The following is a 13,337-nucleotide window of genomic DNA, read 5'->3' as shown; positions in this document are numbered from 1 at the left end:
TTACTCTCCTACAAGCTCATTTACTGAATCCAATGCGCTGCTATTGAGCTTTATATTGTATTCGTGCACTTTTCTCAGGTTTAGTGAAATACTGCTGCCCGCAGGGAATTGAATAGATGACGCTTGATTGGAACCACTAAGTAGGTTGTTCATGATTAATGCAGCCTGGCGACCAGTGGTTGCAACATCGGCTGAAATGCTAAGCAGTGCACCCATTTCAACAAATACAGGGTTATATGAAAGGATAGGCGTTTTGTGTTGATCTGCGGCAGCAAAGAGTTGTTTTGCAGTGTCCGTAGAGCTTAGGACTGTTGAATCTGAAATAAGCCATAAGGCATCCACATTAGGCAACAGAGCATTAGCTTGAGCCATTAGGCTTGAATTTGAATGGACTTCTTCCCCGACTATATTGATTGAGAGTTGCGAGGCTATCTTAGTTGCATGTTTAAGCAGTTGACGGTTTTTAGCACTGTACAATACACCGATCGTTTTTATGTCAGGGAAAAAGTATTTGAACCAGGTCAGTTGGGCTTCGGTGGCAGGATCACTAGCAATACCTGAATATCTAGGTTGGTCAACAAATCGTCGCCAATTTAAAACTGAGCTAAATACCACCTGTGTGTTTGGATCTATATAGTCTACTGACCCTAGTGCTTTGGCGCCTATGCAGTAAACCGCATCATAATGGCGCTGATTTAGAACATCTTGTAGCGTCTCTACCGGAGTGTTGTCCATATCTAAATCGATCGTGCTAACTGCACGCGTGTTGTCTGCGGCTGTTAATTTAAGCGTTTCGATAAAGGCGGCTTGAGATACCCTATAACGTTCGAGCGAGTGATTGGTATTGATAACAAGGATATTTTTCACTCCCGTAGCATCAATCGTAGGTGTTGTGCTGTTGATCGCAGGTCGATGCGCACAAGACGCTGTCAGTAAGGTAAGCAGTAAATATACTGCGAGCTTTGGCCAAAAACTCATTGTGCTGGCCTCCCGTCTTCATCCAGTCTTTCATCTAACGACTGCCACCCGTTTAGTCCGAGTGTGTTGAGTGCTTGCAAGCCCTTACTGCTCTTGCTCATATCATGCAATGCGTCAATGGCTTCTGCTTTGGTAGGTGATGGGGAATTATGACGAACAACAAGCAATCGTTTAAGTGGACGACTATTACCGACTATATGTAATTGCTGCCGTTGGTTCTTATACAGTGTTGATAATGTTTCGAGGCTTAGCTCACTTGCAAGAGCTGCATCCGCTAAACCAAAGCCGACAGCCATTAAGGCATCGATATCTTTTGGCACTAATAACAATTTGGGTTTAGCGAGTTGGCTCGGGGTGTGCTGTGGGTAAACGTCGGCCAAAATAGAGCGGGAGAATGGCGCCGTACCTGAGGTTGCGATGGTCATTGTTTCAATATCGGCATCCGCATTTTTAACTACTAGAAACTTGCGGTAAGTATCACTACCATTTTTAATACCTCTAAGCACCGGAGACGCTGTCAGAGGTTGCTCTTTTAGTTGGTTAAAGTGCCAGTTGGAGATCATAAATATAGCATTTGGGTCATTTTGTATTAGAGACTCAAAGGTGCGCTTGTTGTCCACTGGCTGAAATTGAAATTGACCTTTTTCTTTAAGGTATTGATCAAATACCATTTTTAAAACGACATTTCGAGTGGTGTTTACTTCAGGGTCATAAAAGTAAATAGTGAATTTATCTTGGCACAAAGCAACAGAAGGCACACCTAATAGCAGGAGTGCTAATAGCGCAAAGGCGGAGGCTCTGCGAAAAAATGGTGTCAGTTTCAGTGCAATAATACTGAACAAATTGAATCTTCTTATTATGAATTTATGGTCTATTATATACTGAGTGTAGGCTATTTCAGACGGTTATTGAATGAGTAAACCTTTCATATTGTGTGTAGATGATGACAGAACCATTTTAATGAGCTTGCGGGCGCAGTTAAGGTATTGTTTAGGAACAAAATTCTCGTATGAAATAGCAGAAAGTGCAGAAGAAGCATGGGAAGTGATTAATGAGATATTTGACGTAGGCGATGAACTTGCGGTTGTTATTTCTGACTGCTTAATGCCTAAGGTGAAAGGAGACGCATTATTGATTGCATTACATGAAAAATATCCTCGTGTCGTTAAGATCATGTTAACCGGACATGCGGACCCTGACGTGATCGAACGTGTTAACGAAAAAGCTAATTTAGCCGCTTGCTTGACTAAACCTTGGAGTAAAGAAGACCTCGTGAATATCATCAAAGCAACACTGGAGGATAAGTGAGCAGACCTGTCATTCTTTGTGTTGATGATGAGCGTATCATTCTTAGCAGTTTAAAAAGCCAGTTGATGAACAATTTGGGGGATACTTACCAAATAGAATTGGCAGAAAGTGGTGAAGAAGCGCTAGAAATTTTAGAGGAGCTCACTGAAAGCCGAACAGAAGTACCGCTTGTAATTGCTGATCAGATTATGGGGGGCATGTATGGTGATGAGTTATTAGCTCGAATTAAAACGTTGTTACCCAATACTCACGGCATTATGTTGACGGGCCAAGCGACCGCCGAGTCAGTGGGTGAGGCCGTTAACAAAGCGAGCCTATTTCGTTATATATCTAAACCCTGGGATGAAGAGGATTTAGTCTTAACCATCAAAACCGGGTTGCGTAGTTACTATGACCAAAAGGAGCTAAGACGGCAGGCTTGCTACCAGAGCATCATCCATAAGGTGCTTCAATTAGTTATTACCAACGTATCATTCGAAGAACAATTGTCTCAAGCCCTATCTGCTATTTTATCAACGGGGTGCTTTTCTGTATCTGCAAAGGGGTCTATTTACACAGTAGATTTGGAACAGGCAGATTTAGAGTGGTCGACTAAAGATCCTGATCTTGTGATGATATCACAGGTGAACCAGGGTGAAGCACCTGAATCTAATGTTAGCGATGGCGAAGTGGGTCAAGACGTCACGCTAATTACATCGTCTCCCAGTGTTAGATATTATAGAGCACCCATTACGCTCCAAGGTAAGTCGGTTGGCATACTTTATATCTATATTGATGAAACCCATGATGAGACGCCTCAAGTCAAAGCATTTTTATCGTCCGTTTGCCACACGCTAGCAGGCATGATTCGTATATCTCAGTATAATCGAGCGCTTGAGAAGCACAGCTTAAACCTTGAACAGTTAGTTGAAAAACGCACTCATGAACTGCACCAGGCGCTGAGAAAACAAGAGCAACTGAACGATATTTTTCTGGATGTGAACAAAAAGCTGAATTACTTTGCGACCACAGATGAGTTAACAAAACTGATGAATCGACGGTGCTTTTTCGAACGAGCTGATGCAGAAGCATCTAGAGCTCGTCGTTATGGTCGAAAGGCATTACTAGCGATTCTTGATGTGGACTTTTTTAAGGAAGTTAACGATAAATTTGGGCATCAAGTCGGCGATACTGTGTTGGAAAAAGTCGCTCATGTTATTGTTGAAACAATAAGAGAACATGACGTTATTGGGCGTATAGGGGGCGAAGAGTTTGCCTTATTAATGCCTGAGACAGATGTAGATGAAGGTAAGGAAATTTGTGAACGTGTGCGTTTGGCTATTTCGTCTAATACTGTCGTCGTTGGTGACCACTGTATCTCTATCAGTGTGAGTATGGGACTGTCTGAAGTTAAGGATGAGGAATCCACGATCAGTGGTGCGATGATTAGAGCAGACCAAGCGCTGTATGACTCAAAGCATAAGGGGCGCAACCTAATTTCTTATAATTAGGGCGTCAGCTGATGAGACTAGGAGATAGCGTAGAGTGACAGTAGGGATTCGCGGTAAGTTATTGCTAATAACAGGTACAATTGTATTTATTGCCTTAGTTATATTGACCTCAATACAGGTTTCGTTGCAGCGAGAAGCATTTGAAGAAGAGCTGCACAAACGAACGGCATTAATGAAAGAAAACTTATACCAGCAAGCCACTTTCCAAGCCGAAACGCTAGAACGATTCGTTACTGAAAACATAGCCTCATATAACCTGTTGGCGCTTACTTATAGCGTACAGCAAGCGGCTCAAGAGAATCAAGATCTAGAATATGTCGTTATTCTTGATGACAATAACAAAGTGTATGTTCATACGGCCGATGAATCGCAGCAACTTGAAACTTTTGTTCCACCTGAAGGCTGGTCTTCGGCAAAAACCACGACTACCGATAAAGGGCATGCTATTACCTTGATCGGAAAGCAGAATAGCGAGTCGTTGATGGCGTTTCGCGTTCCGCTTCAAATAGGCTCTTCAAAATGGGGCAATATGTTGTTGGTCTATTCTCTGGCTCGACTAAATGATCAAGTCGCGTTATCTCAGCAAGAAAATGAACAAAGACTGAGTAGTTTAACGCTCAGAACGTATTTTTTGGGGTTAGCCGTTCTTATAGTGGCTTACTTTTTAATATCTCAGTTATCTCTTCGGCTTGTAGCCCCCATCCTTTCATTGAGCCGCTTTGCTAAAGATTTATCAGAGGGTGACTTCTCCAACACTGATAAAATTACCTCAAACGCGAAAGATGAAGTGGGTGCACTAACGCGTAATTTTGCTCATATGGCGATTAGAGTTGAGCAAAGTCGAAGGCAGCAAGCGGAATACAACCAGACCCTTGAAAAAGAAGTCAATCAGCGAACGAATGAACTAAATTTGAAAAATGACGAGCTAACAAAAGCGTTAGACGGGTTAGAAGAAAGCCAGCAACAGCTTATTCACTCAGAAAAAATGGCTGCACTAGGCCAGCTTGTTGCAGGTATTGCCCATGAAATTAATACCCCGTTGGGCGCCATTAAAGCGTCAGTGGGGAATACTTCTAAATACCTTTCGCTATTTATTGACGGCTTTTCAGTGTTTCTAATGGGCGCTAATAATGATGATAAAGCGTTGCTAAGAGACCTGTTAACGCATGCTCGACATGAGCGCGTGAGTAGCACCCGAGAAGAACGCAAGATCAAGCGGCGGCTTATTACTATTTTGGATGAGCATCAGATCAATAGAAGTGATGAAGTGGCAGATATGCTAGTTGATATGGAGTTGAGCGATCATTTACCTCGTATGCTGCCTGCACTGTCTCAGCCCTCAGCATTTAAAGTGGTTGAGTTAGCCCACCGCTTAACTGGGGTTGGGCGGAATAGCGAAACGGTGCGTACTGCTATTGGCAGGGCATCAAAAGTGGTCTTTGCCTTGAAAAACTTTGCTCATCATGACAATACAGGGCATATGATTTCAAGTGATATTAACCTTGGGATTCAAACGGTACTGGTGCTATATCAAAGTCTTTTAAAGCAAGAGTGTGAGGTTGTTGAAGATTTTGGCGAGCTGCCAATGATTCTTTGCTACCCAGATGAGCTCAATCAAGTGTGGACAAACTTAATCCATAACGCTTTATATGCAATGGAAAATAGTGGCCGATTGATTATCTCGACACTGAGCGACGGCGAGAACATCCAAGTGATCATTACTGATAATGGTTGCGGTATTCCTGAAGATATTCAATCGAAGATATATGAATCCTTTTTTACCACTAAGCCTGCAGGCGAAGGCAGCGGATTGGGATTAGGTATATGCAAGCGAATCATAGATAAGCACCAAGGCAGCATTGAGTTTATCAGTCGGCCGGGTAAAACAAGATTTGTTGTAACACTCCCTATAAATCAATAACTGTTTGGTTAATGGTCAGTGTATACTACACCAGATTAACCTAGACCTTTCTATCTCCCTATCAGCGTTCTTTTATTGAGGCCAGTTATGACTGCCATTAACCCACCCTGCTTGGCATTCCCAGTTGCTGTCGTTAATACGGTCATCGATGCATTAGTTGAAAAAGGGTATGTCATCATTGATGATTTTTTACCCCAAGAGCTGACCCAAGCATTGAGAAACGAGATTATTGTGCTTAACGGTAAGGGAATTGATCGAGCAGGCATTGGAAGAGGCGGACAGCTACAGGTTAATACTAATATTCGCTCAGATAAAATTCATTGGCTCAATGGGTCTACTGATGCCCAGCGCTGTTATTTAGCACAGTGTGATGCGCTAAGACGTGATGTGAACCGTGATCTCTTTATGGGGCTAAATGACTATGAATCACACTTTGCCGTTTATGAACCGAGTAGTTTCTATAAAAAGCATTTAGATGCATTTAAAGGACGTTCAAACAGGGTGCTGACGAGTGTTATTTACCTGAATGAAACGTGGGAAGACGGCTGGGGCGGAGAATTGGTTGTTTATGACGAAACTGATCAAGTTATTGAGCGTGTTTTACCCAAAGGAGGTCGGGCTATTTTCTTCTTAAGTGAGCGCTTTCCTCATGAGGTTCTTATCACCCAACAGCAAAGGTTGAGTATTGCTGGCTGGTATCGGATTAACAGCAGCACAGCCAACTATGTTGATCCCGCTCATTAACTGCGTTTTTGTCTAAACCCGTTAATCAAGCCTCAAACTGGCTAAATTGATTTTGATACTTAAGCACTTTATTCACATAACTATAGGTCTCGCGTGGCGCTTTGGTCCAAAGTACCCACTTCATCTCTTCTGCATTTCGAGGCGGGTTCTTAGCTAACAGTTTACGTTTAACATTTACCGGCCCCCAGTTATAAGCGGCTAGTACTAACATTTGCTTTAGTTTTTCATCGGTAATATGGCCAAAGTGATGTTCTTCGAGTAATTTTAAATAGGTGCTGCCTAGCTGCAAGTTGGTGTAAGGGTCTTTTAATTGAGCTAACGTTGGCGTGGCTCTTTTCTTGTGTAAGCGATAATAGGCATCTCTGCCGGCTGCACTCGCAATAACTTGCATCAAACCAATAGCGCCAGCATGACTTTGAACCCCTGAACGGAAGCTAGATTCTGCTTTGGTGACGGCATAAACAAGGCTTTCATCTATTTCTACCTCACTTGCGACACGCCTGATTTGCCGTTCGAACGGAAAGGCTTCTTCTATCTCAACTGTATAAACATCTACTGCATCATTTAGGGGGTCTGATAGTGTATGGCGTATCGATATCTGCTGTTCTGCATCACTCTGGTTGAGTGCGCTTTTCTCTGATATCTGATGATGCTGGTGTAATGCTTGCTCTGTACTGGAATGGTTGATTGGAAATAATAGTACGGCTGATAAAATACAGAATGAGGCGGTGATGTGTGCGGTTAGGCTTTTATTTTTAAGTGCGGTAAACGGCAGCATAGTGTTAACCTCGTCACAACTAGTATGTGATTTAGATTATACTTTTACATGTTTTTTACGCTGTTGAATCGTGGTAATGTTTTTAGCTTTAGTGGTGAGATTGTGTAAACTCGATAACAATTGTGCAACGTAGTGAAAAATGTAAAACTTTGTGAAAACCACTTTGATCGCCATATAGTCAGCCAAACATGACCTCTACCTATCCTGTTCCTGCTAAACCGTGTGAAGTCTGCTACGAAATTAAGAAGAGCCGTTTTATTGGGTTCGCCGCCTTTGCCGATACTCGTGAGCATGCAATGGCGTTATTGGCAGAAAGAAAGCAAGCGTACCCAGACGCTCGCCACCAATGTTGGGCCTACCAGTTTGGCAACCCTCAGTCGGCGGCTAGCGCAGCTATGTCTGATGATGGTGAACCTAGTGGTACTGCGGGTAAACCTATATTGAATGTGTTACAGCATAAAAATGTGGGTGACGTGATGATTATCGTGACCCGATACTTTGGAGGTATTAAGTTAGGTGCAGGTGGTTTAGTGCGCGCCTATTCTGCGGCGGCACAAATGGCTATGGAGTCATTAGAAACGCAGCAGCAAGTGGCGCGTGAACAGCTTCAACTCAGTTGTGGGTTTGCTCAAGAACAGCTCGTACGGCATTGGCTCAGCCAGCATAATGGACTGGTTGAAACGATAAACTACCGAGAGCAAGTAATAATGGACGTTGCTCTACCAGTGGAGTGCGGGGCGTTATTTCGTGATTATGCTGCGAGCATCAGCGGTCATATCATCAGCGATAATTGAGTTTATTCAGACCATTTTAAACTAACGCCAATCGCATAAAGTGGCTCGATACTATCAGTATAAAAGTACTGACTATCATTTTTGTTTGATAGGTTTTTGACTGAAACAAACCCATTGATTGCCTTGTTGAACGTGTGGCTGAGCGTGAAGTTAGCATAGACTGCAGAAGCAAAATTTTTGGTGCCTTGAGGCCTTATAATAAAGCGATGTGAGCTCATGTAATAGGCATTAGCATTCAGGCTCCATCGCTTGACGGGGTGCCAGTTGAGATTGACGCCGCCGTAATAGTCTGGCGTCCCTTTGTTATCGGTATTGAACAGCACTAAGGGGGCAGCGCTATCCACATATTGATTATCGACATGAGTTTTTTGAGTTGTCATAAAGAGGCTCATATCCCACGTAAGTTCTTCGTAATTCCAGCTGGCAGTGATACCGGTTTGTTGGGCTTTGGTCGGCAGCATTTCTAATTGGCTTGTGGTGACGAACTGGCTGCCATCAAATACAGTGTCATGGTCAACGAACTCAGTAAAATCATTAAGCTCACTTCGGAATAGCTCCAGATCAATCCAGTTATTAAAATTAAACTGGTGACGTAAACCTAGTTCATAGGTGGTCGTAGTGACTAGCTCTGCTTCCTCGTCACCTAAATAGTCCAATCGGATAGAAGGGTTAGATGGGAGTGTGTATTTCAAGTTTACAAAGCTGTCTAGCATAAAAGGTGAGCGATTGGCGGTTTGTAGGGCTGCTCTTAATAGTGTGTCATGACGTAATTGATAGGTGCCGAGTACTTGATAACTAAAGTATTTTTCATCGGGAACATTATAGTCGTCAAGCCTGAGGGCGACGATTAGCCGATAATCTTTAGCGGGGAAGTACTCAGTTCTTAATAGGTAGCCTACATCTTTAATAGTTTGTTTGCCGCCGATAAACGACCCTTCGTAAGCAATATTCTCATAGCTAATACCGGGGCGAATAATCCATTTAGGCAGGCGGAATTGATATTCAGCAGAGGCCTGACTAACGGCAAGGTTGTAGGTGAAATCGGTATAATCGAGTGTTTTTTGCTCCCCCCATTCATGGCTTGCCCTTAACTCTAGGTCACCATAGCGAACTTTGGCGTTGATCGCGTCTGTTGTTGAGTCATTGAACGTTAAGGGGGTGGCTCTTGAGCCCAAATGAACTTTTTGAACGCGGGAGTCTTGGTGGCTATAACTTAGGTCGTAAGCGAGTAATTCTAATGGGTCATTATTAACCGCCACGGTGACAGCGTGTAAGTCTTGAGCTTCATCGGGGTCAGGAAAACGGCTATTTGTTGTAGGAATCAATGCCAGCGGTACGTATTCCTCTTGGCTATAGCTGTAATAAGTTGATTGATAACGATCTCGTTGATTGACAAACCCACTGATACGAATGCGAGCATCACCAATAGGTTGTTCTGCTGCTATATGGGCTATTTGGGTATCGTGACTACCGGTGGTGAGGTTCACGCTGACCGCGCTTTTATCTTGGGCTCTTTTGGTGATGATATGAATAACACCGTTGACTGCATTAGGCCCATATAGCGCGCTAGCAGCTCCTCGAATGATCTCTATCCGGCTAATATCATCAATACCTACTGGTAGTGTTTCCCAGAATAGACCACCATCAAAATAGTTATAGACTGTTCGGTTGTCGATCATGACTAATGAGAGGCGATTACTGAGAGTATCTGTACCGCCGCCTGTGGGTACGTTTTCTAAGCCTCGGATATGTACTTCGAATTGTCCGTTGGTTTGCTCACGTACGATGACCCCCGGCACAAGCTTTAACGCTTCAGGAACACTTAATATGCCCGCTTGTTTTATTTGTTCTGCAGTGACAACGCTGGTTGATAATGGAGACTTAAAAAGGTCCTCCTCTCTTTTTGACGACGATACGGTTGGGATGTCACTAATATCTTCTGAAATACCATAAAATAGCGGATCAGAAAGCGCCTTGTAGGGGGTACCCAATAGAATAACTAGGCCACTCAATAGCCATCTAGCAATGTGCCTAGCCGAGGGGCTATTAGCCTTGTATTGTGTCGGTGGGTGGGAGGTAGCCTGCTGCAGGGCTATATCGTTATTCATGGTTGTGTATCACTCGTTCATCGTTAACTGGACGGGTATAACTCGCTGGGCGGGCATTGCTTATTTGCTCAGCATAACGGTCAGCAATGGCTTGTGCCGAACCATCCTTTTTCATGAGGTCAATTTCAGCAGATAGGTGCTGTATGGCTTCTGGGCATCGAGACTTTTTAGAAAAGGCTACATAGAGCGGTTGTTGGGTTAACGGGTGTGGTAGAGCGATAAGCGATTCGTTAAGTTTGAGCCTTTTGAGTTCATCAAAGCCACTTTGCAGGTAGAATATTCCAAAATCTACCCGCTTTGCCGCCACCATCTTGAATAGGCTATCGGTATCGGTGACTTCTTCGATGACTAAGTTTTCAAACGCGTATTCATCCAATTCTTGGCCGAGACTCATGCCGCGTATTTTGATGCCACGCCTGCCTTTCAAGTCTTCTAACGCGTTAAATTTAAATGCGCTATTCTTACGAACAAATATATGATATTCGGAGTAATAAACAGGGCTAGAAAAGAAAAACAGCTTTTCTCTTTCTTTGGTTTTAAGGGTGCCTGCAACAACATCAATATTGCCGTTTTTAAGATCAAAGAGTATGCGTTTCCACGGCGCTTTATTACCCATAACAGGCTTTATAGCTATGCGGTTGGAAGCGGTTATAACCGTGTCCCCCACAATACCAAAATGGCCTGAGCCATTGCGATAAAAATAGGGAAACGAATTAGACCCCCCGTTGATTGTTAGCGAGTCGCATCGTTCTGTATTAGCTTCGGAGTGAAGACTGATGATCGTGAGGAATATCCCCAAAACCTGAAGTTTGCGAAAGGCCACAAATATACTCGTAATATAGGGTTATGTTTACTCAGTATAGACGAGTTTTTGTGGCAGCAAGGTAGATTTGTGGCTCAGGCCTTATAGTAAGTTTTACGCCGCATTGAGCTCAGCAATGAAGGCTTCTGACTCAGAAATTGATTTCTCCATTTCTTTAATCAGGCGGGCAACATCTGATTCAATAGTTTTGAGTTCGCCTTTTAGCGAGTCAATGGCTCTGGCATTAAGGTTGTGCTTTAGAAAAAGCACTTGGTCTTGCAGTGCGCCAAGTACGGGTTGCATTTTTGCTTCAGCACGGCGCATTGATTTCATTAGTTGAGTGTACTTTGCTTTAGTCGCCGCCATTTTTTGGCTGCTTTGCTTTTTAAGGCTACGATTAGAGTAAAGCGTCAGTTCTTCTTTCCACTCATCAAATAATGCTTCCGAAACATCTTCAACCGCGTTGATGCGCTCGCTAACGTTCTCGGCCGCCGCTTGGCTGTCTTCAAACTCATCATTCAGCGCATTATATTGGTCAACAAGGTTTTGGTCTTTGATGAAGATAAGTGATTGATAGCGCTCTAATGCAGATGAAAATTGCTCTTTAGCGTCACTTTGGGCTTCGCTGACGTCTTCAACCCGGTCAACCATAATATCGCGCTTATGGTAGCCGACCTTTTCCATCGCACCGTAATACATACTTTGACAGCCGGCTAAAATGGTTAATAGTGTGCAGACAAGCAATGATCGAGCAAACGGTTTCATAGTGACATTCCATACAAAAATAGTATAAATAATAATAACACCTGATGCTGATAATGCTACTTATTGCCAGCCAAGCACGTTAGTTATGGTTTTCTAAGTTCTGTCACCACTTTACCACCTATGCCCCAGTTATCAGTATCCACTTCATCAATCACCACTACGGTTGTTGCGGGGTTTTTGTTTAAGGTTTTTTGTAAAAGTTTGGTGACACCACTAATGAGTTCAGCCTTTTGCTCTTTTGTTGCGCCTTCCCGAGTTATTTTTATATTAACGTATGGCATGTAGTTCTCCTTTTTAAATTACGGTTGTTTGAGTTTCTGCTGATTTTCTTTTCGTTCGACCACTCTAAGCAGCAAAACAAGCGAGGTACCTATTACCATAAAAATACCCGCCATGGTGAGTCCGTCACTGTAGCTTCCCCCCATCTCGGCTATTTGACCGGTAACAGCGGGGGCAATAATTTGGGCAAAGCCGTAACTGATCGTCATTTTTCCCATCATTTTAGAGGGCGCACTTGGGTACAGCCTACCGGCCATGGTTAATACTAGGCTGACGATGCCGATAAACGTGCCACCAAAGAGTATAGCGCTGAGATAGGCCACCGTTGACCCGTTATTAAACACGGGTAAAACTATACCAATGGTATGAATAGCAAAGGCCAGTGCCAAAGCATTCAAATCTCCCACTTTTCGTGCAACTAAATCCCAAATAATACAGGCGGGGGCTGCAGCTAAGCCTAATACCATAAACACGACGGTGCCTTCATCGACTAATGGGTTTTGCTGGTCAACAATGGCGACAATGAAGGTCGCACTAATCACATAACCTACCCCTGCGCACAAGTAAGCAGCAATAAACAATCTTAAATAGGTTTTAGAGGGAGGCGTATCGAATAGTGTTTCTCCACTTTTCATTAAGTGGCTATCTTTAGGCTTTGGGAGCCATAGCCAAGCAGGAATAGCCATAAAAACACCGAGTAGCGATAGTGCAAGCCACTGTTCTCGCCAGTCAAAGTTAGGCGACATAACATTAACAATATATGAGCAAAAGGCGATACCTAGACCCGCCCCCGCGAAATGAATACCTAACTCACTACGATAGTTGTTTCGGATAAGCCAGTTTAGTATTAACCCTGAACCCAATAGCATGCCAGCAGCACTACTTAGGCCAGCAAAGTAACGCATCAGACTCCAGACCCAAAAATGGGTTGAAAGTGCCATGCCTAAGGTACTGATTATGGCAACGATGATGCCGAGTCGATAGAGGCGGTCTTTTAGCATCATATTGCTAATCGATGCGGCAATAAGTACACCGCTAAGGTAGCCCATATAGTTGATGCTAGCCAACCAACCGCCCTCTGAGATTCCTAGCGAGGCTTGTTGCTGCATAAGAGGCAGTAGAGGCGTGTAAGCAAACCGAGCCACACCCAACATCAGAATAAGACTGATGACCCCGGCCGTCAGTACTTTGAGTCGTTCAATTGAAGATGCCATAGCGGTTTCTCACAAAACTGAAGCTAAGACAGTATAGGCGTGAGGCAAGCTTTACCAATTACTTATATTGATGCTGGATATTCAGCAGGGTGATGTTTCAGCGAAAGAGTCGGTTATCAGGGGGGATTCTTTGTGGAATACCCCCTATGCCGACTT

General features: G+C 43.6%; 13 protein-coding genes. 5 read left to right on the top strand and 8 right to left on the bottom strand.

Translation table 11 applies throughout. The annotated features are described in order from the left end of the window. Together NKI27_RS18665 and NKI27_RS18660 are read right to left on the bottom strand one after the other, a co-directional pair. A complete protein-coding gene (locus tag NKI27_RS18665) occupies positions 1-978 on the bottom strand; it encodes an ABC transporter substrate-binding protein (RefSeq protein ID WP_265047521.1) in 978 nt (325 codons plus the stop codon). Beyond that, complete coding sequence (locus NKI27_RS18660) at positions 975-1,820, bottom strand: phosphate/phosphite/phosphonate ABC transporter substrate-binding protein (protein WP_265047520.1); 846 nt, start codon at positions 1,818-1,820, stop codon at positions 975-977. Before NKI27_RS18660 ends, NKI27_RS18665 begins: the two co-directional genes overlap by 4 nt. Before the next feature lie 70 nt (positions 1,821-1,890). On the opposite strand from NKI27_RS18660, the gene NKI27_RS18655 reads away from it, so the two are divergent. From NKI27_RS18655 to NKI27_RS18640, 4 genes are all read left to right on the top strand, one after another. Continuing rightward, positions 1,891-2,286 (top strand): response regulator, encoded by a 396-nt coding sequence (locus tag NKI27_RS18655; protein ID WP_265047519.1) that lies wholly within the window; start codon positions 1,891-1,893, stop codon positions 2,284-2,286. Further along, a complete protein-coding gene (locus NKI27_RS18650; protein ID WP_265047518.1) occupies positions 2,283-3,776 on the top strand; it encodes a GGDEF domain-containing response regulator in 1,494 nt (497 codons plus the stop codon). Before NKI27_RS18655 ends, NKI27_RS18650 begins: the two co-directional genes overlap by 4 nt. A gap of 34 nt (positions 3,777-3,810) precedes the next feature. Then, entirely contained in the window at positions 3,811-5,697 is a 1,887-nt protein-coding gene (locus NKI27_RS18645; protein WP_265047517.1) for a sensor histidine kinase, read from the top strand. 87 nt (positions 5,698-5,784) lie between these two features. Further along, positions 5,785-6,441: a 2OG-Fe(II) oxygenase gene (locus NKI27_RS18640; RefSeq protein ID WP_265047516.1), complete on the top strand. Its 657-nt coding sequence runs from the start codon at positions 5,785-5,787 to the stop codon at positions 6,439-6,441. A 25-nt stretch (positions 6,442-6,466) separates the two neighbouring features. Here the strand turns inward: NKI27_RS18640 and NKI27_RS18635 are convergent, their stop codons facing one another. Continuing rightward, positions 6,467-7,219 carry a transglycosylase SLT domain-containing protein gene (locus NKI27_RS18635; protein ID WP_265047515.1) on the bottom strand — a complete coding sequence of 251 codons (753 nt, stop codon included), beginning with the start codon at positions 7,217-7,219 and terminating at the stop codon, positions 6,467-6,469. 188 nt (positions 7,220-7,407) lie between these two features. On the opposite strand from NKI27_RS18635, the gene NKI27_RS18630 reads away from it, so the two are divergent. Next, complete coding sequence (locus tag NKI27_RS18630; RefSeq protein ID WP_265047514.1) at positions 7,408-8,013, top strand: YigZ family protein; 606 nt, start codon at positions 7,408-7,410, stop codon at positions 8,011-8,013. A 2-nt stretch (positions 8,014-8,015) separates the two neighbouring features. On the opposite strand, the gene NKI27_RS18625 is transcribed toward NKI27_RS18630, so the two are convergent. The 5 genes from NKI27_RS18625 to NKI27_RS18605 form a co-directional block, all read right to left on the bottom strand. Next, positions 8,016-10,121 carry a TonB-dependent receptor plug domain-containing protein gene (locus NKI27_RS18625; RefSeq protein WP_265047513.1) on the bottom strand — a complete coding sequence of 702 codons (2,106 nt, stop codon included), beginning with the start codon at positions 10,119-10,121 and terminating at the stop codon, positions 8,016-8,018. Next, complete coding sequence (locus tag NKI27_RS18620) at positions 10,114-10,944, bottom strand: substrate-binding periplasmic protein (protein WP_265047512.1); 831 nt, start codon at positions 10,942-10,944, stop codon at positions 10,114-10,116. The genes NKI27_RS18625 and NKI27_RS18620 overlap by 8 nt, the downstream gene beginning before the upstream one ends. 93 nt (positions 10,945-11,037) lie before the next feature. Continuing rightward, the gene (locus NKI27_RS18615; RefSeq protein ID WP_265047511.1) at positions 11,038-11,688 is read right to left on the bottom strand and encodes a DUF2959 domain-containing protein; all 651 of its coding nucleotides are present in this window, start codon (positions 11,686-11,688) and stop codon (positions 11,038-11,040) included. Positions 11,689-11,771: 83 nt separating this feature from the next. Next, positions 11,772-11,969, bottom strand: coding sequence for a 4-oxalocrotonate tautomerase family protein (locus tag NKI27_RS18610; RefSeq protein ID WP_265047510.1), 198 nt, complete (start codon positions 11,967-11,969; stop codon positions 11,772-11,774). An 18-nt stretch (positions 11,970-11,987) separates the two neighbouring features. After that, on the bottom strand, positions 11,988-13,181 hold the full coding sequence (locus tag NKI27_RS18605) for a YbfB/YjiJ family MFS transporter (protein ID WP_265047509.1): 1,194 nt from the start codon (positions 13,179-13,181) through the stop codon (positions 11,988-11,990). Positions 13,182-13,337 lie beyond the last annotated feature (156 nt).

It is taken from the genome of Alkalimarinus alittae (assembly GCF_026016465.1).
GTDB classification, from domain to species: domain Bacteria; phylum Pseudomonadota; class Gammaproteobacteria; order Pseudomonadales; family Oleiphilaceae; genus Alkalimarinus; species Alkalimarinus alittae.
This window is presented reverse-complemented; position numbering and strand designations above follow the sequence as displayed.